Annotated in this window: 2 protein-coding genes; both read right to left on the reverse strand. The window is 71.9% G+C overall.

Annotated features, from left to right (window positions below; all coding sequences use genetic code 11):
* A partial coding sequence (locus tag ACF073_RS41495; protein WP_392076753.1) for a biotin/lipoyl-containing protein occupies window positions 1–569 on the reverse strand: 569 nt, incomplete at its 3' end.
* A 17-nt stretch (window positions 570–586) separates the two neighbouring features.
* Window positions 587–1098: alpha-ketoacid dehydrogenase subunit beta (locus ACF073_RS41500; RefSeq protein ID WP_392076754.1), on the reverse strand; the 512-nt coding region annotated here is incomplete at its 5' end.

Consider the following 1098-nt stretch of genomic DNA (forward strand, 5'->3'; position numbering starts at 1 on the left):
TGGACGTCGTCCCGCGTGATGACCCCGTCAGGACCCGACGGAACGATCACCGCCAGATCCACCCCCAGATCCTTCGCCAGCTTCCGCACCGGCGGTTTCGCAGCCGGGCGGGCGGCCGGTACGACGGCTCCGGGGCCGCCGTTCCGCTCCGCCGGGGCCGGCCGGCGGGGGCGGCGCCTGGTGCCGGAGTCGGCGACGCCGTAGCCGACGAGCACCGGCTCACGGCCCCCTTCCGGCTTCGGCTGCTCGGCCGGCCGGACCGGCTCGGCCGGCCGGACGGGCTCCGCCGGGGAGCCGGTGTCGGCGCCGGTCCCGGTGTCGACCGAGATGATCACCGTGCCGACGCTCACCGTGGTGCCCACCGGTACGTGGACGGCGTGCACCACCCCGTCGTAGGGCACGGGCAGTTCCACGGCCGCCTTGGCCGTCTCCACCTCGCAGATGGTCTGGCCGTCGGTCACCGTGTCGCCCGGTTCGACGTACCAGCGGAGTATTTCGGCGTCCACGAGTCCCTCGCCCACGTCGGGCAGCAGGAACTCACGGATGTGCCGCGCAGTTGTCGTCACCATTCCTCGCCTCACACGCCTCAGAACGCCATGGCACGGTCGACCGCGTACAGGACGCGGTCCAGGTCCGGCAGGTACTCCTCCTCGAACCGCGAGGGCGGATACGGCATGTGGTAGCCGCCGACGCGCAGCACCGGAGCCTCCAGGTGGTGGAAGCAGCGCTCGGTGATCCGGGCCGCGATCTCGGCGCCGGCCCCGAAGAAGACCGGTGCCTCGTGCACGACCACCAGGCGGCCGGTGCGCCGCAGCGAGGCCTCGACGGTGTCGAAGTCCATCGGGGAGACGGAGCGCAGGTCGAGCACTTCGAGGCTGCGGCCCTCGTGTCCGGCCTCCTCGGCGGCCTCCAGACAGGTCTTGACGGTGGGCCCGTAGGCGGCCAGCGTCAGATCCGTACCGGGCCTGACCACCCGGGCGCGGTGCAGGGGGCCGCCGGCCCTCTCGGTGTCGACCTCGCCCTTGTCCCAGTACCGGCGCTTGGGCTCGAAATAGATCACCGGGTCATCACTCTGGATGGCCTGCTGCATCATCCAGA

The sequence above is a fragment of the Streptomyces sp. NPDC015171 genome, from assembly GCF_043079545.1.
In the GTDB taxonomy this organism is placed as follows: Bacteria; Actinomycetota; Actinomycetes; order Streptomycetales; family Streptomycetaceae; genus Streptomyces.